The sequence below is a fragment of the Flammeovirga yaeyamensis genome (genome assembly GCF_018736045.1).
Classification (GTDB): Bacteria; Bacteroidota; Bacteroidia; order Cytophagales; family Flammeovirgaceae; genus Flammeovirga; species Flammeovirga yaeyamensis.
On the sequence record NZ_CP076133.1, the window covers coordinates 1,655,944 to 1,678,730 of the forward strand.

18 protein-coding genes are annotated in these 22,787 nt (G+C 34.3%); 13 read left to right on the forward strand and 5 right to left on the reverse strand.

The features are described 5' to 3' along the window. Positions 1–8: 8 nt before the first annotated feature. The 3 genes from KMW28_RS26375 to KMW28_RS26385 form a co-directional block, all read right to left on the reverse strand. Positions 9–3,416 (reverse strand): SusC/RagA family TonB-linked outer membrane protein, encoded by a 3,408-nt coding sequence (locus KMW28_RS26375; RefSeq protein WP_169663886.1) that lies wholly within the window; start codon positions 3,414–3,416, stop codon positions 9–11. Between the two features lie 164 nt (positions 3,417–3,580). Continuing rightward, positions 3,581–4,678 carry a FecR family protein gene (locus KMW28_RS26380; protein ID WP_169663887.1) on the reverse strand — a complete coding sequence of 366 codons (1,098 nt, stop codon included), beginning with the start codon at positions 4,676–4,678 and terminating at the stop codon, positions 3,581–3,583. Between the two features lie 70 nt (positions 4,679–4,748). Beyond that, positions 4,749–5,264 (reverse strand): sigma-70 family RNA polymerase sigma factor, encoded by a 516-nt coding sequence (locus tag KMW28_RS26385; protein WP_169663888.1) that lies wholly within the window; start codon positions 5,262–5,264, stop codon positions 4,749–4,751. 238 nt (positions 5,265–5,502) lie between these two features. Between KMW28_RS26385 and KMW28_RS26390 the strand changes: the two genes are divergently transcribed. From KMW28_RS26390 to KMW28_RS26425, 8 genes are all read left to right on the forward strand, one after another. Further along, positions 5,503–5,829 carry a DMT family transporter gene (locus KMW28_RS26390; protein ID WP_169663889.1) on the forward strand — a complete coding sequence of 109 codons (327 nt, stop codon included), beginning with the start codon at positions 5,503–5,505 and terminating at the stop codon, positions 5,827–5,829. A gap of 106 nt (positions 5,830–5,935) precedes the next feature. Further along, a complete protein-coding gene (locus tag KMW28_RS26395) occupies positions 5,936–6,511 on the forward strand; it encodes a Crp/Fnr family transcriptional regulator (RefSeq protein ID WP_169663890.1) in 576 nt (191 codons plus the stop codon). Between the two features lie 70 nt (positions 6,512–6,581). Then, positions 6,582–7,682 (forward strand): SMP-30/gluconolactonase/LRE family protein, encoded by a 1,101-nt coding sequence (locus tag KMW28_RS26400; protein ID WP_169663891.1) that lies wholly within the window; start codon positions 6,582–6,584, stop codon positions 7,680–7,682. An 84-nt stretch (positions 7,683–7,766) separates the two neighbouring features. After that, entirely contained in the window at positions 7,767–8,441 is a 675-nt protein-coding gene (locus KMW28_RS26405) for an NAD(P)H-binding protein (protein ID WP_169663892.1), read from the forward strand. 141 nt (positions 8,442–8,582) lie between these two features. Beyond that, positions 8,583–9,803, forward strand: a complete 1,221-nt coding sequence (locus tag KMW28_RS26410; protein WP_169663893.1) for a GTP-binding protein — start codon at positions 8,583–8,585, stop codon at positions 9,801–9,803. A gap of 115 nt (positions 9,804–9,918) precedes the next feature. After that, positions 9,919–10,866, forward strand: a complete 948-nt coding sequence (locus KMW28_RS26415) for a hypothetical protein (RefSeq protein WP_169663894.1) — start codon at positions 9,919–9,921, stop codon at positions 10,864–10,866. A 109-nt stretch (positions 10,867–10,975) separates the two neighbouring features. Beyond that, positions 10,976–12,130 carry a DUF1624 domain-containing protein gene (locus tag KMW28_RS26420; RefSeq protein ID WP_169663895.1) on the forward strand — a complete coding sequence of 385 codons (1,155 nt, stop codon included), beginning with the start codon at positions 10,976–10,978 and terminating at the stop codon, positions 12,128–12,130. Positions 12,131–12,158: 28 nt separating this feature from the next. Next, positions 12,159–12,419, forward strand: a complete 261-nt coding sequence (locus tag KMW28_RS26425) for a DUF3781 domain-containing protein (RefSeq protein ID WP_066215206.1) — start codon at positions 12,159–12,161, stop codon at positions 12,417–12,419. A 273-nt stretch (positions 12,420–12,692) separates the two neighbouring features. Here the strand turns inward: KMW28_RS26425 and KMW28_RS26430 are convergent, their stop codons facing one another. After that, entirely contained in the window at positions 12,693–14,018 is a 1,326-nt protein-coding gene (locus KMW28_RS26430) for a fibronectin type III domain-containing protein (protein ID WP_169663896.1), read from the reverse strand. Positions 14,019–14,176: 158 nt separating this feature from the next. On the opposite strand from KMW28_RS26430, the gene KMW28_RS26435 reads away from it, so the two are divergent. From KMW28_RS26435 to KMW28_RS26450, 4 genes are all read left to right on the forward strand, one after another. Further along, a complete protein-coding gene (locus KMW28_RS26435) occupies positions 14,177–14,782 on the forward strand; it encodes a DUF6624 domain-containing protein (RefSeq protein WP_169663897.1) in 606 nt (201 codons plus the stop codon). Positions 14,783–14,874: 92 nt separating this feature from the next. Further along, positions 14,875–15,291 (forward strand): hypothetical protein, encoded by a 417-nt coding sequence (locus KMW28_RS26440; RefSeq protein WP_169663898.1) that lies wholly within the window; start codon positions 14,875–14,877, stop codon positions 15,289–15,291. Between the two features lie 20 nt (positions 15,292–15,311). Then, positions 15,312–15,992: a hypothetical protein gene (locus KMW28_RS26445; protein ID WP_169663899.1), complete on the forward strand. Its 681-nt coding sequence runs from the start codon at positions 15,312–15,314 to the stop codon at positions 15,990–15,992. A 37-nt stretch (positions 15,993–16,029) separates the two neighbouring features. Beyond that, positions 16,030–16,296, forward strand: coding sequence for a hypothetical protein (locus KMW28_RS26450; protein ID WP_169663900.1), 267 nt, complete (start codon positions 16,030–16,032; stop codon positions 16,294–16,296). Positions 16,297–16,431: 135 nt separating this feature from the next. On the opposite strand, the gene KMW28_RS26455 is transcribed toward KMW28_RS26450, so the two are convergent. Next, positions 16,432–19,089 (reverse strand): glycoside hydrolase family 3 N-terminal domain-containing protein, encoded by a 2,658-nt coding sequence (locus KMW28_RS26455; RefSeq protein WP_169663901.1) that lies wholly within the window; start codon positions 19,087–19,089, stop codon positions 16,432–16,434. A gap of 345 nt (positions 19,090–19,434) precedes the next feature. On the opposite strand from KMW28_RS26455, the gene KMW28_RS26460 reads away from it, so the two are divergent. After that, entirely contained in the window at positions 19,435–22,689 is a 3,255-nt protein-coding gene (locus KMW28_RS26460) for a WD40/YVTN/BNR-like repeat-containing protein (protein ID WP_169663902.1), read from the forward strand. Positions 22,690–22,787 lie beyond the last annotated feature (98 nt).

A 22,787-nucleotide genomic window follows, 5' to 3' on the forward strand; every position in this document is an offset into this window, starting at 1 on the left:
TCTTAAGCTTAGAATACAACATTCACGTTAAAACCAAAGTTTCTTGTCATTGGATATCCACCCATCTCAATACCTCTGTATCCATCTGTTGGACCTGCATAAGATTCTGGTGATGTACCCGGCATGTTCGTTTTGAAGTAGAATAAGTTTCTACCTACTGCCGATACTCTTACTTTTTCTAAGAACATGTTCTGCAACCAAGCAGATGGCAAGCTATAACCTACCGACAACTCTCTAAGTGATACATAACTTGCATCGTAGATAAACTCAGATCCTACTGCATTCGCTCCACCTTCATGGTTCCAATATTGTTCAGAAGAAATCTGCACATCGTTTGGTTGACCTGTTTCAGCATTTACGCCTTCAACTACCATTGTTCCATCCCGACCTGCCAATGTTCTTTCTCCAGTACCTTGAAGTGACCCAATTGCATCTGTGTAAGAATAAATCTCTCCACCTTTCTTATAATCGATTTGAGCTCTCAATGACCAGTTTTTATATTGAACTGATGTATTGATAGATCCCATAAAATCAGGCTGGATATTACCAATTACTTCCGGAGTATTTGATGTTAACGGCAGACCATCGTCTCCAATCATTTTGTTTCCGTTTTCATCATAAACAAATGATCTTGTTGATCTAATGTTACCGTAATCCTGACCTTCTTGAGCAACGATTGTCACACCATTTACAGAAGCCATTTCATACGTCTCTACACCATCAGCTAACTGATTTACATAAGTTCTGTTCTTAGAGAAGTTCATCCCGATATCCCATTTAAAATTATCTTTTTCAATAGCAGTCACGTTCATCATGAATTCAAAACCTCTGTTTTCAACATCACCAGCATTAATAATCTTATGAGAATATCCTGAAGACGATGTCATTGGAACTGTTAAGATTTGGTTGAATGTATTCGATTGATACACCGTAAAGTCCATGTACACACGGTTATTAAAGAATCTCATCTCTGCACCCGCTTCTTTTGATACGGTTTCTTCCGGCATCAATCCTTCTAGTGGCATCTGTAAAGGAGCCTCTACCAAAGGACCACCTGCACCTTGTTGCACTCTGTAAGTACCTGCCAACATATATGGATCAGTATCATTACCCACTTTTGCAACTGCAGCTCTCACTTTCAAATACGTCATCCAATCTGGAAGCTTCGTATTCAAATCTTCCAGCATGTCGCTTACTACTAAAGAACCTGCAATTGATGGATAGAAATACGATCTGTTTTCAGCAGGAAGTGTCGACGACCAGTCATTACGTGCTGTCCAGTCTAAGAATACATAGTTTCTAAAGCTAAACTGACCAAAAGCGAAGACCGATTGGATCGATTTCTCGTAGAACGATTGTCTGTTCACAACGGCCATTGAGTTAGGAATTGACCATAATCCAGGTACAATTTGTCCGATACCTTCGTTACCCATTCCAGAACGCTGTTGATACATATTGTTGGCACCAATACTAGCACTCACACCCCAATCACCAAATTGTTTATTCGCATTTAGCATCACGTCCGAGTTCATTTCCATCACATTGTATTGATCAAGAATGTACTTCTTATCCGTCATAGTTTCGTTTGATGGAAGGTCTCTTGTCTCTCTTCTCTCTGCATAGTAATCCAAACCAGATTTAGCAGATAAACTCAACCAATCATTAAATTGATATCCAGCCGATAACATAGTTACGAAGCGATCTCTCTCTGCATTGTTTATTGAGGCATTATAATCTTGCCAGTAAGGGTTAATATATTGAGAAGATAATCCTGACCAGTTCAACTGATGACCGTACACTGGATGTATGTAATTGTTTTTGATATCGTTTGTCTGAATACTTCTTGGCATTTGAACAAACTGATTCACCGTACCATTATAACCTTGGGCAGGAGAACCTTCTTCTCTATGGCTGATGTAGTTAAACTTACCATTCAAAGTAAACTTATCTGTTTTTAAACCACCTTGGAAATCAATAGAGTTTTTATTTAGCGATTGAGATGGGAAAATACCATTCGTTCTTTGATCCATAAACGATACTCTGAAAGTTGCTAGATCATTACCACCAGAAACTGCCACGTTATTCGCTACAGAAGAACCTGTTTGGAAATAATCTTCCCATTGGTTATTCACAGAGTAAGGTGTTTGCAATGAAGGATCTACCCAACTTTGAACCATTTGTCCGTCCATTGGTGCTCCCCAGCTACCCATTGCATTTGTATCTACTTGTCCATTGGTACCTTGACCGTAAGTATCTTGCATATTGTAGAAAGATTGTACCTGCTCGAACATAACGTTGGCATTGTACTCTACCTTCACTCCTTTCTGTGCTTTACCTTTTTTAGTAGTAATGATAATCGCACCGTTTTGGGCACGAGAACCATATAAGGCTGCGGCGTTTGGTCCTTTCAGTACTGAAATACTTTCAATATCTTCAGGGTTGATATCAGATACACCACCATCGGCAATAGATCCACCCCATTCTGGTCCGTCATCTGGGTTAGAAATCTGATTCATACTCTGACTATTGATCGGCACACCATCCACTACCCAAAGAGGTTCGTTATTACCAGAAATTGAACTCGATCCACGAACACGAACAGATACTGATCCACCCAAACCACCAGATGGGTTCACTTGTACACCAGCAATCTTACCTGAAAGGTTCGCTCCAAGGTTAGTCGTTCTTGTATCAGTTAATTCATCTTGTTTTACTTCCTGAACTGAATAACCAATTGATTTCTTCTCTTTCTCAATACCAAATGCAGTAACCACCACTTCTTCAAGCTCGTCTACTTGTGGTTGCAATTTGATATTAATTACAGATTGTGTTCCTACTTTTACTTCCTGATCGATGTAACCAACGAAGCTAAATACAAGCACATCTTCATCAGAAACATTTAAATTGAACTTACCTTCTAAATCAGTAATTGCTCCTTTATCCCTTCCTTTTATCACCACGTTTACACCTGGCAATGGGAAATCTGTTTCATCAGTAATTGTACCTGATACTTGACGTTTCTCTTGATCTAAAGTCATTATAGAAACTTCGTTTTCAGCTACTGCTTTAAAAACCAGTACCTGATCACCGATGATTTTAAATGACAATCCCGTATCTCTTAAAACTGAGGTCATGATCTCCTCTATCGATGCCTCTTGATAATCAAAATCTGTCGTGAGTGCTACATTTACATCACTGGAATTGTAAAAAATCTTATAGCCCGTTTTTTCTCTTACCTCTTTAAAAGCAGATTTCAACGTCTGACCTTGCTCAAGGACTGTATCAAAGTCGTTGGCTAAAGTCGTTAGTGGGGCTCCCCCTAAAAGTGATGCTACCAATACCGAGGTAATAGCTTTCCTAGTACCAATTCGACAATTAGATTGGAATTGGCTCAAATTGTTAAAGTTCCATTTCATAACTATTCTTTTCTGATTAGCTGAAGTGTTGAATAATCAGAGCGATTAGGTTAAATAAGTAATAATTTAATCTTGCTCGTTAAGTTTAACAGGGGTTTCAATCGTTAGATATCAGTTAGTTTGAAACCGAAAGTGATGGCGGAACTACCTCCGCCAAGTGTAGTTTAGTAAATATTTACGATGTTATTCTTAATAGAATAATTGATGTTATTGGAGGATTTTAATAATGACAATACACTTTCGATATCATCATTTTTATCAAATTCTCCGCTAAATCTTTGTTGCTGCAACGTTTTGTTGTTATTGGTGATAACGACTCCATACCATCTCTCCAACTTCTTTTCAAGATCTGGGAAAGAAATATCATCAAAGAGTAAACTTCCTTTTGTCCATGCTACATAAGCCGAGGTATCCACTTCTTTTAATGTCCATTCTTTTCCTTTTAAAGTAAACTGATCGGAAGGCGACAATTCTGCTGTCTTTTTCCCTTGCATTTCGATGTTTACCTTACCACTCACCAAAGTCGTCTGATCAATGTTATCGGACATGTTATCTACATTGAATTTAGTTCCTAATACGACAATATCTGTCGATGTACTCTTTACTCTAAAAGGTTGTTGCTCATTTCTGCTGACATCAAAAAATGCCTCACCATTTACTTCCACTACTCTTTCTCTCTGACCTTTGAAAGAAGTAGGGAATTTGAATTTTGTTTCAGCAGAAAGCCAAACTTTACTACCATCTTCGAGTAATAATTTCACTCTTTTCCCTTTAGGAACAATCACTTCTGTATCTTCTAGTTTTCGATTATTGTAATCTAAAACGTTGATCGTAACTTCCTCATTTTTAATTGATGAAGATGCATCTGCGATTTGTTCCAAAGGAATAATATCTCCATCGTCTGTTGTCCAAACGACCTCTTGATGTCTTTCGATAGGTGAAGTAAAATTATGATTGGCATACATAAGAATACCCAATGTAATACAGGCTGCCACCGATGCTACTTTAAGCCATACGTTCCAAATAGCTTTAGGTGTTTTCTCAGGCTTTTTCTCTAAGAATGATTCCCAACCTTTGTGGGCATCAAACTCGGGAACATAATCGTCTAAATCATTCCAAGTGGCATTCAAGTCATGGTACCAAGCTTCGTTTTCTGGAGCAGCTGTTCTCCATTCTGTCAAAGCTTTTTCCTCCGAAGAGTTTGCCCTGCCTTGAATCCCTTTAAGGATAAGTTGTTCGATATGTTCTGTATTAGTTGTCATTTTCACATTTAAATCGGTTCAGCTTTTCAATTCCCTCACTTGAAAATCATATTTAACATTATTTTAGTTTTTAAATTACCTCACAGCTAAGGTCTTTTAGGCATTTTTTTAGTTGAACTAAACCTCTATATATCGCATTTTCAATCTGTTTAGGAGTTTTATCGAGTACCTCAGCGATTTCTCGATTTTTTTTCGATAAAAATTTAGCCATGTATAAAGGTTCACTGTATTGATCGGGCATAGCATCAAAACATTGATCGATTTGTGCATTTAATTCTTTCATTTCTAAAGTAGAATCGTTGTACTCTTTACTACCATAATAAGTAGATTCAATCTTATTCGCTTTTTCATGAACCAACTGATGATGTCTTACAACATCCAAACATTTAAACTTTACTGCACGAAAAATATATTGATCCGGCTGTGCAATATCAGCCAAAGTTTCGTGCTTCTCATACAATTGCACAAAAACTTCTTGCACTACGTCTTCGCTCAAATCTTTTGATTTCAGAAATTGGAAGGCATATGCACATAGGTGGGAATAATGCTTCAGGTAGAAATTCTTAAAGTTGGTTAGTTCGTTCATTGTAAACGTTAGTAATTCTATTGGCAGTAAATTATATATTATTTAAGTGATGAGTCATTTCAATAGCAAAATTAAAACTATTTTGATAAGTGTATTCACTACACACGTTAAAATTGTTTGAGTTTAAATTTATTAAGAGATCTTGATCTTTTAATCTCAAAATCTTTGTTCGAAAAAACAATTATTTTCAGTTATCATTAGAATCATTAATTTTAATAATGATTAAATTCTTCTACTTATGAATTGGATACTCTTAATTATTGCAGGGCTATTCGAAACAGCCTTTGCCGCATGTTTGGGTAAAGCCAAAGAAACCACTGGAACTGAAATGATCTATTGGTATATTGGTTTTGGAATTTGCCTTAGCATCAGCATGTTACTATTAGTAAAAGTGACCCAAGTATTACCCATTGGTACAGCTTATGGTGTATGGACGGGTATTGGTGCTGTGGGAACCGTAATAGTTGGTATTTTAGTTTTTAACGAACCTGCTACTTTTTGGAGGATATTCTTTATTTCTACTTTAATAGCTTCTATTGTCGGGCTCAAAGTAGTATCGAATTGATCTTTATAAATAATTAAATAAGCTTCATCATCAAAAGATTGATGAGAAAAAAGTGATAACTTAGAGTTGTAATTATTATTAGTACCAAGAACCTTTGGTAAACAAAATGAAACAACTCAAAACATCCCTATCTCACCTCATCCAACTGTCTGATTCCGAATTTGAATTTCTTGAAAGTAAATTAGTAAGACACGAATATAAAGCGAAGTCTATCATTGTCAACCAAGAGAAAATTGTCGATAGCATTTTCTTTATTGATAAAGGTTTACTTCGCACCTATTACCTTCAAGACAGCAAGGAAATCAATACATATTTTGCTTGTGAAGGTCAGTTTATTACGGTCTATTCAAGCTTTATTACTCAAACACCAAGTATTGAATTTTTAGAAGCCATTAACGATTGTGTGCTCTACTCTATCTCATTTGACACCATGAAAGCACTATATGCATACGATTCTAAATTTGAAAAATTAGGTAGAATTATCGCAGAGAAAAATTATTTATGCATTATCGATAGAACAAGAAAAATGCAAAGCTTAACTGCTAAAGAAAAGTATCTTGATTTTATCGATAGTCATGATAAAAAGATTGTCACAGGAGTACCTCAACATCAAATTGCTACTTATTTAGGTATTGCCCCCGAATCGTTGAGTAGGGTGAGAAAGCAAATCGCCACTTCTTAACAAAAGTCAATGCAGAACAATTTTCATCGCCCTTAATTTGTGTATCATTCAACGTAAACGATGACAAATTATGATGACAAAAAAAGTAACTTTCTCTTTCCTTATTGCTGTTTTATTATTTATCGGGAACTTCGTTTTCCAAGCATGTTCTATTCAACCTTTGGCTTGGACGCCACCTCAAAAACCAGAACTCAAAGGCAGTTTAAAAGAAAACGATTTATTGGCTTCAACAGAATGGATTGATTTAAACGGTTGGTATGGTCCCGAAGATATTGCTGTAGATCAAGATGGAAATCTATATTGTGGTGCCCATGTTTCTGCAACTGATTTTACAGATGGAAGGATTCTAAAAATTGATACATTGGGTGAAGTATCAGAATTCTGTAACCCTCACAATTGGGTAACTGGTTTGGACTTTGATGCTGAGGAAAATCTTATTGCTTGTATTCCAAATATTGGATTAGGTAGTATTGATAAAAACGGGAAATTGACTGTCCTGACCGAAAAGGATGAAAATGATAATCCATTTCTAATGCTAAATGATGTTGATATAGCTCAAGATGGTAATATCTACTTTTCTAATACTTCTTCTAAGGTAAAATTCAGCCGTAAACATGCGCGAAAAATTATTTTTGAAGTAAAGCCCGATGGTGGACTTTATCGATATAACCCCTCTACAAAAGTAACACAAACACTCATCGATGGTGCTTATTTTGCAAATGGTGTGGCCGTATCTCAAAATGATGATTTCGTTTTACTGGTGGAATTAACTAAATACAGAATCATCAGGTATTGGCTAAAAGGAGATAAAAAGGGAACTATCGATATTTTTATAGATAATTTGCCAGGTCTTCCAAATGGAATTGCAAAACGATCTGATGGTAGTTTTTGGGTGGGTTTTACAACGAGAAGAGACGATACATTAGATAAGTTTCAACCGAAACCCTTCATGAAAAAACTTATTTATGCTACTCCATTATGGTTACAACCGAAACAAGAATCTTTTGGTATGATCATGCATTTAAGTGAAGAGGGTAAAGTCATCAAAACATATTATGAACCGACAGGTGAAATTGTTTCTGAGGCAAGTTCTGTAGAGGAACACAATGGATATTTATATTTGGGAGGTGATTTAACTGATCATATTGGGCGATATAAATTGGTTGAATAAAAACTATTGTTCCATTAATAATAGAATATTTAAAATCATATGGTAAATTGATTTATCAACCATATGATTTTAAATTATTATTCCATGCAAGACAATTTCAGAGTCGTTTTTCTAGGTGCTACAGGAGCTGTAGGTTCTCAAGCTTTAAAACAATTACTAAGCTTTAATAATGTATCGAGAATTTTATCTTTGGGAAGAAGACCTGTAGAAATTGATACTATTCCGACATATTTAGAACAAGTAAAAATCGATATACATCAACCTTCTTCTTATGCAGATCAGGTACACGATTGTGATATTGCCATTTGTACTTTAGGGGTTGGAGAATCCACTAAAGTCTCTAAAGAAGAATTCATTGCCATTGATAAAACAGCAGTAATCAACTTTGCTAAAATATGTAAGGACAATGGAGTTAAACATTTTCATTTGTTGGCCTCTGTTGGAACTAATAGTAAATCGATGAATTACTATATGCGTACCAAAGGAGAACTTATTGATGAATTAACGGCACTAAATTTCGATAGCTTAAGTATCTACCAACCTTCCATGATTTTAACTCCAACCAACAGGTATGGTATAGTTCAAGGTATCTTTTTAGTAGTTTGGCCAAAATTGGATTTTATCTTCCAAGGAAGTGCAAGAAAATATAGAGGAATAAAAGTAGATCTATTAGGAAAGTCGATGGCCAATAATATATCAAATACTCGAAGAGGAGTTGAATTCTTAACTTATGATGACTTTATACGACTTCAGAAATAATCACTCTACTTTTTTATTTTAATTAATATGATTAGCGTTTCATCAAACTATGTTCTTATAATATGTTTTTGCGACATAATTGCATTTACAAAATTATAGATCTACATTTACGTCAAGAACATCTATGAAACTCTAAACACTATGAAAAATAAACTCCCTGTTACCGTACTAAGTGGATTTCTTGGCGCAGGTAAGACTACCCTACTTAATCATATTCTTCATAATAAAGAAAGTTTAAAAGTCGCTGTTATTGTAAATGATATGAGTGAAGTTAATGTGGATGCTGAATTAGTTAAAAACGAAAATACATTATCAAGAACGGAAGAAAAATTAGTCGAAATGAGTAACGGTTGTATTTGCTGTACTCTTAGAGAAGATTTGATGGTCGAGGTAGAACGCCTGGCAAAAGAAGATCGTTTCGATTATTTATTGATAGAAAGTACAGGCATTAGTGAACCCGTACCTGTTGCACAAACATTCTCATTTATTGATGAAGAAAATGGTATTGATCTTTCTAAGTTTAGTTATATCGATACGATGGTAACAGTAGTAGATGCTTTCAATTTCTTTAAAGATTTTGGAAGTCCAGAAACGCTGATGGATAGAGAATTAACCGATATAGAAGGCGATTTTAGAACGATTGTGAATTTATTAACGGATCAAATTGAGTTTGCCAATGTGATCTTGTTGAATAAAACGGATTTGGTGAATAAAGAACATTTGGGAGTTTTAAAAGCTGCAGTTCAAAAGTTAAATCCTTCAGCTAAAATCATTGAAACAAGTTATAGCAAAATTGAACCAAGAGAAATATTAAATACAGGATTATTCAATTTCGAAGAGGCCGAACAAAGTGCTGGATGGATAGAAGAATTAAATAAGGAAGAACATACTCCCGAAACAGAGGAATATGGAATCTCTTCTTTTGTCTATAGAAACAATAAACCTTTTGATCCCAATCGTTTTTGGAATTTTATTCAACATCAATTCCCTAGCACAATAATTCGAAGTAAAGGATTGTTTTGGTTGGCCTCTAGGCCAGAACAAGCTATCGTTTGGAGTCAGGCAGGAGGATCTCTAAAAGCGGATAGTGCTGGAGTTTGGTGGAGTAATATGCCTCTAGAAAAGAGATTAAAATATGTAGCGTTTCTTGAAAACCGTCAGCAAATAGAAGATGGTTGGGACGAATCGTTTGGAGATAGAAATAATGAAATTGTATTTATTGGTCAGGATATGAACGAAGGTCAAATACGATACGATTTAGACAATTGCATAGTTACAGAAGAAGAACTCAGCTTTGGCAATTGGAAAAAAGGCTACGTGGATAGTTGGCCTGTCGAAAGAACTTATGCATTAGATTCATAACTTTTACCTAAAGCTTTCTCAGATCATGTATTTGGGAAGGCTTTTTTATTTTATCAGACTTTTGATGTATTATTAATTAGCAATATATTTAATCTTAATTTTTGCTAACTTAACTATGAAACTCAAACAATACTTAGGCATCTTAACCGGAGCCTTATATGGATTACTATTGCGATTATTTTTTGATCCATCAGAAGACATAGAAATATTTAAATATTACAGTATCAATAGTATTTCTTTTTTTTGGATTGTTCCTATTATAATCTCTGTTATTCCACTTCTTATCGGTAGAAAAGAAGTATTATTATCAAAATGGAAAACTATTGTTTATCCTGTATTGAGTCAGATACTCTTTTTTATTATCACTTTATCACAGGGAATTGAAGATTGGCTTTGTATTTTAATTCTAGCCTTTCCATTTATATTAGTAGCAGGCTTAGTTGGATTATTGATTACTCCATTACTCAAAAAGAAGTATCACAATAAATTATATTCTATAATTTTTTTACCATTGATATTTAGTCCAATTGAATCAATAATACCCAATAACACCAAAACGTATGATGTTGAGTCAAGTATCATTATAGAAAAAACTAAAAGTGAAGTTTGGGCGAATCTAATAGAAGTACCTGAGATTCTAGAAGATGAATATCAAAAAGGGTTCTTTAATTATATTGGCGTACCTCGACCAATAAAATCCGAAATTAAAACAGTAAATGGTAAAGAATATCGAATAGGTTATTTTTCTGATGATTTAGAATTATACGAAAGTATTTCTAACATAAATTATCTAGAAAATGTTTCATTCGATATTCATATCAATGATTCGAAACTGAGGAATACACCAACAGATCATCATATTCTTAAAAGCGATTATTTTACCTTTCAAAACATTAAATATGAGTTGATACATCTTTCAGAAAATAAAACGAAATTGATATTAAGTTGTAAATATTCTATCAATTCTAAAATGAACATTTATGCTAATTTTTGGGCTGAACAAATCATTGGTGATTTTGAAGAAAGATTATTATCCTCTCTAAAATATAAGCTTGAAGATTAAGTTGAAAGTATGTTAACCTTAGCATTTATTGATGCGACGGTATTGCACTTATGTTATTATAGGTCTACATTTATTCTCTGAATACATTTCTTATACTATTAAAACCTAAATGAAGGAGCTGAAAACAACTAAGAATAAAGGTAGAATTACATCTATAGATGTGCTAAGAGGATTGGTTATTGTTATCATGTTATTAGATCATGTTAGAGAACGATTCTTTTATTATTATCCCGTCTCAGACCCAATTGATATCAATGAAACAAGTCCTGGATTATTCTTCTCTAGAATATTAACTCACCTTGCTGCTCCCATATTTGTATTTCTAACTGGCTTATCAGCTTGGCTATATGCAAATCCTAGAGGAAAGGATCCAAGATCGGCTAGCAGCTTCTTATTTAAAAGAGGCTTGTTCCTTATTTTCATAGAAATAGCCTTCATTAATTTCTCTTGGTTTGGTGAATATCATACCTTATACCTTCAAGTAATTTGGGCAATTGGTGTAAGTATGATAACACTTGCTGCATTATCACACCTCCCTTATAAAGTAATTGGTATTTTGGGTTTCCTAATAGTATTTGGACATAATGCACTTACGCCTATTCATTTCTCTCCTGATGAATTTGGATATACTTTATGGGCTATCCTACACGATAGAGGTTTTATTTTCCCGAATGAACTTTTGAAAATCAAAGCCTCCTACCCTGTTTTACCTTGGATTGGTGTTATATTATTAGGGTATTTTGCTGGGCCAATTTTTGGAGAAAAATACTCACCTAAAGATCGAATTAAAACACTTCAATTCATTGGAGTTGGTAGTTTGGGACTTCTATTAATTCTCCGTGGATTTAATCTATATGGAGAAACATTACATTGGGAAACTCAAGATACAATTTTAAAGACAGTCATGGACTTTGTCAATTTCACAAAATACCCTCCTTCTCTAGATTTTCTGTTGTGGGGAATTGGTTTTGGATTATTGATATTATCATTCCTTGAAAACAAACAAAATAAAATAACGGATGCTTTAAAGACTTTTGGATCTGCTCCTATGTTTTTTTACATCCTACATCTTTACGTTCTTTTGATATTGTATAAAATTGCCGTGGCTATCTTTGGTATCCCTGAAGGAAAATATCTAAGTTTTAATCACCTTGGTTATGTTTGGGTTTCTACTGTGGTATTAGCCACAATACTATATTTCCCAACAAAGAAATTTGGTGATTATAAAAGAAAAAGTAATTCAAAGTGGTTGAAGTATTTTTAGAAATACTTCAACTTTTAATCTATTCTAAATGACTCAATATAAAACTGACATTCTAAACAATATCTGTTATACCGATTTGGTTTATGGCAGAATCAATAAGAAACTAAGTATAAATTTATCGAATGATGAGGTGGAAAAATTTGTACTTATGATCATCAAAGAATCTGATGAAAAGGACTTTATAAAAAAAGGAAAGAACATCTATGTTCATCATTATCAGAAAAAAGTAAGGCTCACTATAAATTCTTATAATTTCAGAATTATAACTGCAGATATTCTAAATTCATGATACGATTTAATCATAAATAAACAACCCAGGAATGACCCTAGGTTTACAGTATTGTAAAATTTCTAGATAAAGGTTACTTTTAAACTCCACTATTCTTAGTGTTAAGCGTTAGCGTCACTAAGAATTTAGCATTGTAAAAGTCTCCAGACTTATAACTATTCTTTCTAAAAAAAAATATCAAATTTTTAGTAATAAGTCGAAGACTTATACAAATTTTCAGTTCTTAGTGACGCCTATCGGCTTAACACAAAGAACAGTGATCTATATAATATATTATTGTTTTAACTTTTTTTTACCCGATTTAAAATCTTTTGAAATAACCATTCGATCATATTCATCACCCAAAACAGTATAAGCTACATACGTCAACTCATTTTCTTCTATGGTAATGACTTGATAAAATTGAGTCTGTTCACCAGATTTGTCCAATTCATAACCATCCTTTTTATACGTTTTCATTTGTTCTGTATCTAATTCATATTGTTTTGGTCCACTTACCGATGTAACATATACTGTTTGAAGATCTGTCGATTTTTTTGTGGTACGTACCGGTACATGTCCTCTAGCATAGGTATGATCATGACCGTTCAATACAAGGTCGACATTATATTTATCCAAAAGAGGTTTCCAATGATCTCTTGCGTATTGGAAATTACGGCCTTTTGCAGGAGCAAATACAGAATGATGACAAGTGATGATTTTCCATTTTGCAGTACAATCTTTTAATTGATCTTCTATATACTTTGTTTGTTCCTCCAATTTGTCATTAGAGTTTAACACAATAATTCTCACATCTTGATAATCGATGGTATATACAGTTTCATGCAGTTCTTTTGATAAACTTTCCTCAACTGGTAACGTAAATTGAGGTCGCCATTGAATGGATAGTTGCTTGGGTTCATTTTTAGCTAAAGATCTAAACTCATGGTTGCCTACGACGGGTACTGCTGTCCATTGACTATGGATAAAACCACCTGCTTTATACCATTCAGCCCACTCTTGATCTTGATGGGCTTTGTTTATCAAATCTCCTGCATGAACCACAAAAGACGCATTTGGAGCTGTTTGATACGCTTGTCGAATTACTCTAGACCAATGTTCTAGAACATCGTTTTGAGCATCTCCAAAATATACAAACTGTGTGGGTGCATATTCATTTTTTGCTGTTCTAAATTGAATCCATTCCGACCAATGTTCTTTGCCATCACCCACTCTGTAAACATATAAAGTATTTGGTTTTAGTTGATCAAATACCACACTATGATAATGAACAATTAATGATTTATTTCCTTTATACTGTCCTAAATCAAACTCTTCTGTTTTGGCTGTAAGCCTTTCAGCATCGTCAACAAATTTAGAATTCACGGTGGCTTCGGCTATTTGTGCTACAGCATTTTTGATCGTATTATCCGTTCTCCAAGTTACAGCTCTACTTGTGGCGGGGTTACCATTAAACGTAAGAATAATTCTATCTGGATCTTTACTTGGTTTTTCCCAATGATGTAAACCATCGTGATCATGATCATGTGGCGGATGCCCGATTATATTGGATATTAAAAGGATGGATAGAATTAGTGTAAAAAGAGTTTTTAGTTTCATGAATAGGTATTTTATAATTAAATCATACAAATTTATTATATCGTATTAATATATAATTAACGCATAGTTTAAGGTTATATTAAGTTTCTAATTCATGGGTATACTTTTTGATATTTGTTTATCAAATTAAACTCCAATTTCATTGATATTTGATTTCCATGCTTATACAATCTATCAAATTAAAACTTCTTTTTTTTCTTTTCAGTTTTGTAATCACAGTTCAAAGTTACGCTCAAGATTATAAAGCCATACAAATTGATTTAGAAAAGATCGCTCAAGAAAATATAGAAATTAGAAATCAAGTGGTACCCACAATGAGAAAATATGGCTATGCTTCTTTTAAAATGGACTCTCTGAATACGGAAATCCAAAAGTTTGATTCCATGGCTTTATCAAAAGCAACTTTTATTATTGATACTTACGGATGGTTAGGAAAAGACAAAATCGGTGATACCGCAAATCAAGCTTTATTCACCATCATACAGCATGCACAAGATAAAGAAATAAGGATGAAGTATTTTCCATTATTAGAATCATCCGCCTTAAAAGGTGAATCCGAACTATGGGAAATGGCTAGTATGAAAGATAGAATGTTAGTGGAAAATGGAGAAAAACAATTATATGGGACCCAATCAAAATTGGTGGATGGAAAAGTAGAATTGTATCCTGTTGAGGATGCAGAAAACTTGAATAAAAGACGTAGAAAGGTGGGAATAAAGAAGATGAAGTCTAGTGAGATAAAAGAAATTTTATTGAATAATTAGTTGATAATCATGTTCTACTTTATTATAATTCTATTTGGCTACAATTGTTATATTTATGAAAATGGATTTTAGGTTTTATTCAGTAGATATTTATGTCGAAAAAATTAATCATATTTTCAATTGTATTATTAATTAGTAATGCTGTTTTTTCTCAAGAATTTGATGAAATTTCAAAAGCATACTTTCCTGATCAAGAGGTTGTAGATAATGCTGAATCTCAAGTTCAAACATCCCTACTACAGCTTCAAGATAGTCTAGAATTTAATAAAAGAGCAGTTAAATTACGAAAATTTGACCTTGACCTTAGAATTGACTTTTCGGATAAAGAAATACAAAAAAAATATATAAAATCAATTAAGAACAATGAGCAAATGATGACTTATAAATATGTTCATCAACCATATAAAACCGGAGTGGGGTATGTTATTACTTATTCCTTTGATCAATATGGTAATATCATGAATAAGGAAATAGCTCTAATGATAATATATTCCTGTAATGTCAATTAAGCCAAATAAATAATTTTTTTATGAACTACTTCAAGCAAACAAAAGATTTAGTACTCATATCCATAATGAACATAGTAATCTTTACTTTTTTTAGTTTCATTAATGGCATTCAATTACACTATATAATAATATTATCAATGGTTCAAATTATTATAATTATGCCAATTTTAATATTATTTAAAAATTATAGTAAGAACTGTAATACAAGCAGCTTGAATTTATCTAACAATCAAATTATCATTCAATCAAAAACTAATAAAAAATATATAATAGATTATTCAGATATTGAGGAAGTAAAATTAATTCTTCAATTACATCATAGAAAAGATGAGTTTCTTGGTCGATCAAGATGGATGCCTTTCTCAAGTTTTGGTTTTCTAATTCTTTATGCCTCAAATAAGAAATTCGTTGTAAATAAAGACCATATTATTGGTTCTCTGAATAACTTTAAAAAAATGAAAATAGATTATATTTTCTTCCCCTATATAAGCAAGTCTATTCTTAGAAGTCAAAAAGAAATTCATGAAAGAAAAACAAATAAGATAAAGTCTAAAATCTATCATTTTATGAAAGTCCATGAGAAATTATCTGTTGTTGAACTTCAAAATAATATCAATAAAGGAAAAAAATACTATGACAAAGAAGCTATTATTGCAATGGAACTTTTGCTTGAAAAGAAACATAATATAAGTTCAAACTAGATATAAACTATTCAAAAAATACTAACTATAACTCTTCATGAAAAACCTAATAACTATCTTCTTTCTAATTCTTAATACTCACGTATGTGAAGCTCAAGAATTAGACAGCAATATTAGAAAAAACATTATTTCTACTGAATTCGCAGGTCCCTTTGTATTAGGATATGGTGTACATTATGAAAGATATTTGATGTATCAATCACATATAAGATTCTCTTTAAGAACTGGTGCTGGGGTAATCGATTCTTCTAAGAAATGGTCAACTTACTTTGGGGGAAGTTTGATCATTAAAGACACAAAATAATTCCCCCTTAAACCTCTTCATAAATTAAGATCTAAGGGGGATCTTTTGATAGGTTTCAACCTATCAAAATAAACTATATCACCAACCCATGACTTCAGTTATGGGCTAGTCCAAGTAATTGATTTTATTTAAAACTTACTTCACCTCAAAACCACTCTCCAATCGAATATCATCAGATGCAGCACCGACCATTATTTTGAACTCACCAGACTCAACAACACGTTTCATCTGTCTGTTCCAAAGACTTATGTCGTCAGGTGTTAAAGTAAGAGATACTTCTTTTGTTTCTCCTGCTTTAAGATCTACTCTATCGAATCCTCTTAACTGCATAATTGGAGTTGCAACAGAACTCACTACATCCTGAATATATAACTGAACCACCTCTGTACCTTCAGTAGATGATGTATTTTTCACCTTAAACCTAACGGTGATATTCTCATCTTTATCAATTTGTTTATTTGATAATGATAGATCCGAATAGTCAAATGAACTATAGTTCAATCCATGACCAAAAGCAAAAAGTGGTGTACTCTTTTCATCCACATAGTGGTGTGATGATGATCTCTTGTGGTTATAATATAATGGTAATTGTCCTTCACTTCTTGGGAAAGTAATTGGTAGTTTTGCTGAAGGATTTACTTTTCCAGTAATAATATCTACTGTTCCTTGTCCACTTAACTCACCAGCATACCATGTTTCCAAAATAGCATCTGCCTGTTCAACTTCATCGTTAAGAACTAATGGGCGACCATTCTGAAGTACCAAAATAATTGGAGTTCCGGTAGCATGAACAGCCTCAATTAAACCTTTATGATAAGTGCTTACTTCTAGGCTTGTTTTATCAAGTCCCTCCCCTGATTCTTCAAGAGATTCTCCAACCACTACTACAGCAACATCAGCTTTTTTCGCTTCTTCAACAGCTTCTTCATACATTGAGAACTTACTTACTTCAAAATCAGGTTTTACTCTCCAACGAAGACCAATTCCATTTGAATCTACCAAGCCAGCATGTTCCATTCTAATTTTGTATTTTTGTCCTTTTTTGAGAGAAATTGTGCGTGTACGAGTAAGATTCCATGATTCTGCATTCCAGCAATCGATAAATAAAGAGTCTTCTAAGAAAAGTCTACCATAATCATCGGCAACTAATGCAAAAGTATATTCACCATCATATTTTGGTACAATATAGCCTTCGTATTTTGTCGAATAATTTGATGCACTTACGCCAGCCGCGGGGCTTAAATTATGCCAATTGCGAATCAACTCAGAAGTTACTTCGGTAACTACAGCTTTACCAGTTAAATCAGGTGAATTAAAAAACTGTCTTGTTAAGCCACCTTGCTGACCATCAAAAGTATATAATACATCTGCATCGATGTGTTCAAAGGCATTGGCTGGAAGTTTTGGGTTGACAAATTTTATATCGTAATCAGTATTCTCAAATGCTTTTACAATGGATACACCTTCCAATTCTTTAGGAGAATAGCCTCCTAAATTTACTTCATCAGCCATTTGTCCAAGTACTGCGACTTTCTTTACTTCTTTACTTAATGGTAAAATTTGGTTCTTGTTTTGAAGCAGTACAATTGATTTATGTGCAGATTCTAAAGCCAATTCTTGATGTTCTTCACAGTGGTAACGTTGGTCTTTTAAACTCTCATCGATATATGGATTCTCAAACAATCCCAATCTGAATTTCACATACAATACACTTGCTACTGCTCGGTCTACATCGGCCATAGCTAAAGTTTTGTCATCAATAGCTTCTCTTATAGATTGTTCAAAAACTTCATGAGAGTAATCATAAAATTGCATATCTAAACCAGCTTTGATAGAATTTGTAATGGCCTCTTTTGGCGTTGCTGCTGTAAAATGACTATTCTGTTGTTTTGCTATAGCTCCTAAATCAGAAATTACCATTCCTTTAAAGCCCCACTCCTCTCTCAGGAGATCATGTAATAACCATTTATCAGCTGCTGCAGGAATACCATCCCATTCATGATACGCAGCCATTGCTCCTAAAGCTTCTCCTTCTGTAAATGCTTTTTCGAAAACATATAAGAAATTGGTTCTTGCTTCTCTTTCTCCAATATACACTGGAGATGTATTGCTACCTCCTTCCGGTATACTGTGAATACCAAAGTGTTTTGGTTCAGCTACAATAGCATCATCTTTCGTTAGATCATCTCCTTGCATACCTTTAATGATAGCCACACCATTTCTTGCCGCTAAATAAGGATCTTCTCCATAAGTTTCTTGCACACGGCCCCAACGAGGTTCCCTGCCAATACCTAACACTGGTGAAAGCACCATATGTACACCTACAGATCTAGTTTCTCGTGCCACAGCATGACCAATTTTATTCATCAAAAGAGTATCCCACATACTCCCCATTCCGATAGGAACAGGAAATGCTGTCGACTTCTTCCCTTGATATCCATGTAAAGCTTCTTCGATGAAGAGTACTGGAATCCCTAAACGCGTTTTTTCAACAAAATATTTTTGTAATGCGTTAGATAATTTGGCGTTTTCAGGATAATAATCGTGTACCGAACCAACACTTTTATCCCCTAACAGTGCTTTTACTTTTTTCTTATCTAAAACACCATCAACAGAAATGTCTCCTCCCGAGTACATATCAAGCTGTTGAATTTTTTCGTCGAGGGTCATACGATTGACCAGATCATCTACTCTTTCGTTAATTGGTAGTTTTGCATTTTTGTATGCAGGGTTCTTATTATTTATTCCTGCAGAAATAAGGAATAATGATATACATAGGATGAAGTACCTCATTTCATTTAGGTTTAATTACCCACTGAGTAAGTGAGCTTTATTTAGAGTTAATTATGTGTATTCTCATCAAAATAGACTATTTGATGTTGATGATCAAAAGTAATTTGAACACTAATTTTTTTTGATGACAGAAATTATCTTTCATTTTCTTTATACCTAAAAAACTATAATGAATTTGATAAGTTATACAGGTATTGAATTTTATTTACATTGTTACTTTTTTACCTTGTAAGTGATCAATACAAATGAATTAAAAACCATTCAATACAATATTAATTTAAACTATAAATCAGATTATTTTTTATCAATCTTTCTCTATGATCTGATCCATTTAAACTTCAATTCATGAAAAAATTTAAACTATTGCTCCTTTCAGCACTCATTATTTTTTCTTGGCATTCATCTTATGCTCAAAAGAAGAAAAAGGCTGTTAAAGCAAATCAACCATCTCTTGATACTCACCTATTTGATAGTCTTACTTTTCGAAGTATCGGCCCCGCATTTATGTCGGGTAGAATTGCCGATTTAGCCATCGATCCCATCAACGAAAACATTTGGTATGTAGCAGTTGGTTCAGGTGGAGTATGGAAAACTGTCAATGCGGGAACCACGTTTGAGCCTATTTTTGATAACCAATCGGTATATTCGATAGGATGTGTGACTATTGACCCCAACTCCCCTAATACTATTTGGGTAGGAACAGGAGAAAATGTAGGCGGTAGACACGTTGCTTTCGGTGATGGTATTTACAGAAGTCAGGACAGTGGAAAAACCTGGGAAAATATGGGTTTGAAAAACTCAGAACACATTTCGAAAATTATTGTTCATCCAGATAATTCTGATGTTATCCTTGTCGCTTCACAAGGTCCCCTTTGGAGTGAAGGTGGTGACAGAGGATTTTTTAAATCTAAAGATGGTGGTAAAATTTGGACCAAAACACTTGGTGATGATGCTTTCACAGGAGTAACTGATATGGTTTCTGACCCTCGTAATCCAAATAGAATTTATGCGGTGACTTGGGAACATCATAGAACAGTGGCTGCTTGGATGGGTGGTGGCGAAAAATCTCGCCTCTATGTTTCTGATGATGCCGGTGATTCTTGGAAAATGTTGACTTCAGGTCTTCCTCAAGGTAAATGGGGTAAAACAGGTTTGGCTATTTCTCCTCAAAATCCAGATGTATTGTATGCTGCTATTGAATTGAACCGTAAAAAAGGCGGTGTTTGGAGATCTGAAAACAGAGGTGGTCATTGGACTAAAATGTCTGATGTAGTTTCTGGAGGTACAGGTCCTCATTATTATCAAGAAATCTATGCCTCTCCACATAAATTCGATCGTCTCTATTTCATGAATAACGCTTTAATGAAATCCGAAGATGGTGGTAAAACTTTCGAATATATGGACGAAACAGCTAAACATGGCGATAGTCATGCGATGGCATTCAAAGCTTCCGATCCAAATTACATTCTTGTAGGAACAGATGGAGGCGTTTACGAAAGTTTCGATTTGGGAAGTACATGGAGATATATGGAAAACATTCCAGTGACTCAATTCTATAAAGTAGCCGTGGACGATACATTCCCATTCTATAATGTATATGGTGGCACTCAAGATAACAGTACAGAAGGTGGTCCATCTAGAACCATGAATCACCATGGTATTCGTAATGCCGATTGGAAAGTAGTCTTGAATTGGGATGGTCACCAACCCGCTACAGAACCTGGCAACCCAGATATTATGTATGGCCAACGTCAGCAAGGTACTTTATCAAGAATTGATTTGAAATCAGGAGAAGTCATTGATATTATGCCTCAACCAGCAGCCGACGAAAATTATGAGCGTTACAATTGGGATGCACCCATTTTAGTATCTCCTCATCAACCTTCAACCATCTATCATGCCTCTCAGCGATTATGGAAATCGACTGATCGTGGTGATTCTTGGACGGCTTTGTCAGAAGATTTAACTAGAAATGAAGAACGAATTGCTTTGCCTATTATGGGTGGTGTGCAAAGTTGGGATTCTCCTTGGGATATCTATGCAATGTCTAACTTCAGTACGATTACCTCAATTGCTGTATCACCAAAAAATGAAAAAGTTATTGCAATAGGTACAGATGATGGTTTGATTCAGTTTACTTCTGATGAAGGACAGACTTGGAAGAAGATTGAGGCAAGCACTTTGGGGGTTCCTAAACGTTCGTACATAAATGATATTAAAGCCGATTTATTTGATGAAAACACATTCTATGTAGCATTAGATAACCACAAAGAAGGTGATTACAAACCGTATTTATTAAAGACGACAGATAAAGGAAATTCATGGTCGAAGATTCAAAATGGTTTTGGTGACAAAAACCTGGTTTGGCGAATCGTTCAGGATCATGTATCAAAAGATCTTTTGTTTGCAGGTACCGAATTCGGTGTTTATTTCAGTAATAATGCGGGTGATTCATGGACAAAATTAAATGGTGGAATTCCTACTATATCATTTAGAGATTTGGCTATTCAAAGAAGAGAAAATGATTTGGTTGCTGCTTCATTTGGCCGTGGTTTCTATATTTTAGATGATTACACAGCACTTCGTGATGTCAAAGAACAACAAATCGAACAGACTGCTTCTTTGTTTGCTCCAAGAAAAGCTTGGTGGTACATCCAAAAATCAACCGTAGACTTTGATGATAAACGAGGTACCCAAGGTAGTCAGATGTACGTTGCCGATAATCCTGATTTCGGTGCCACTTTTACTTATTATTTAAAAGAATCCATCAAAAGCTTAGAGGAAATCAGAGTTGAATCAGAGGCGGTTGCCGGAGCTCAATTCCCGGGCTGGGAAGCTTTAGAGACAGAAAAAAGAGAGATGAAGCCGTTTGTCTATTTGGAAATCAAAGACCAAAACGGAAGTATCATTAATAGAGTGAAAGCCACTAATGCTAAAGGATTCCATAGAGTGACTTGGGATTTAAGAGTCGGCGGAACTGGTACAATCACTTTAGATGGAAATGAAGAACAATTGCATTCTTTCTTAGCTGCACCTGGAAAATATACTGCTTCTTTACATTCTTTCGAAAGTGGTAAAACCAATACATTAACGGAACCTGTGGAAGTAGTGGTCGAACGTCTTGGTGAAACGGCATTAGAAGGTAAAAGCATGGATGAAGTAGTTGCATTCTGGAGAAAATATGAGCAACTGACTCGTGATGTCAACAAATTATCGATTCAGTTATCGAATACTCAAAAAGCGAGTGAGAAGCTATTTACAGCTACTTTAAATTCTTCTTTAAACGACAATATCATCGAACGTATTTCGAATGTGAAACTATCTTTGGATCAATTGGATTCTCAACTTTTTGGCAACCCTGCTAAGAATGAAGTGGGAGAAAAAAGTAAGACAACGATTGGTGAAAGACTTTTCGCTTTAAATAGAGGCATTTCTATGTCGACTTATGGTCCAACGCCTACCCATCTACAAACGGTAAAAATTATCGAAGATGAGATGAAAATGATCAATGAGAAATTGGCTCCTTTAAAGAAGGAAGTCAAAGAAATTGGCATGATGGTGATGCAAGCGAATGGTGCTTGGATTGAGGGAATGGAATAAAAAACTGTATCAAAAGCCCCGGAATTCTCTTATGGATAAAACAAGTAAATCAATATTTATTTTATCCAATTTTCTAGAATATGGGTAGATATCTATTT